This window comes from Roseateles sp. P5_E11, from assembly GCF_054049355.1.
Map to the genome: position 1 here is coordinate 1 of NZ_JBFUMO010001126.1, position 806 is coordinate 806.

Annotated in this window: 1 protein-coding gene; it reads left to right on the plus strand. The window is 67.6% G+C overall.

All coding sequences use genetic code 11. The features are described from left to right. Nucleotides 1-330: 330 nt before the first annotated feature. Complete coding sequence (locus tag ACXJKR_RS33850; RefSeq protein WP_457326592.1) at nucleotides 331-789, plus strand: GyrI-like domain-containing protein; 459 nt, start codon at nucleotides 331-333, stop codon at nucleotides 787-789. Nucleotides 790-806: the final 17 nt, after the last annotated feature.

Consider the following 806-nt stretch of genomic DNA (forward strand, 5'->3'; position numbering starts at 1 on the left):
GCCTTCCCCGTCCCCATCGAAGCTGTCGGGTTCGATGTCGTAGAAGCGCATGCGCTGGGCCTCGAACTGCCCGCCCGCCGAGCCAGAAATCAAACAGTTCGGCCGGCGCGGCGGCTTGGGCGGGCGAGAGYAGGGCGGCAAACAGGGCAGCGGCGAGGAACTGGCGCATGACAGGTGTGGGCAGTGATGGAGGTACCGGCCTGGGCGTGCAGCGCCGGCAGCGGTGTTGCAGAAATTGCTGCGCGACACCGGTTTGTCGAAAACGATGCCCAGCGTTCGTCGTAGCGTGGGCACCCCCGCGGGCGCCTGTTCGCAACTTCGAGGACCGCCATGCCGCTCCAGATCATTGACCGACCCGCCGTCACCGTCGTGGGCCTGCAGATCCGCACGACGCCGATGTCACCCGATATCCCGGCCCTGTGGCCGCGCTTCGTAGCCCGCATCCCCGAGATCGGGCAGGCCACCGAGGCCAGGACCACCTACGGCGTCATGGACAACCAGTCCGACGCCGGCTTCGACTACCTCGCCTGCGTTGCCGTCGAGCCGTCGGCCGCCGTGCCGGCGGGCATGACGAAGCTGACGTTGCCAGCCGGGCGCTACGCCTTCTTCAGCTTCCCGCTGTCGGGGCTGGGTGAGGGTTTTGGCGACATCTTCGAGCGCCAGCTGCCGGCTTCGGACTATGTCCAGGCCGCCGGTCCGTTGTTCGAGCGCTATGGCCCCGACTTCTGCCCCGACGAGCCCGACTCGCTGGTCGAGGTCTATCTGCCCGTGGCAGCCAAGGGCGGTTGAAGAAGGGAGGGTATGAG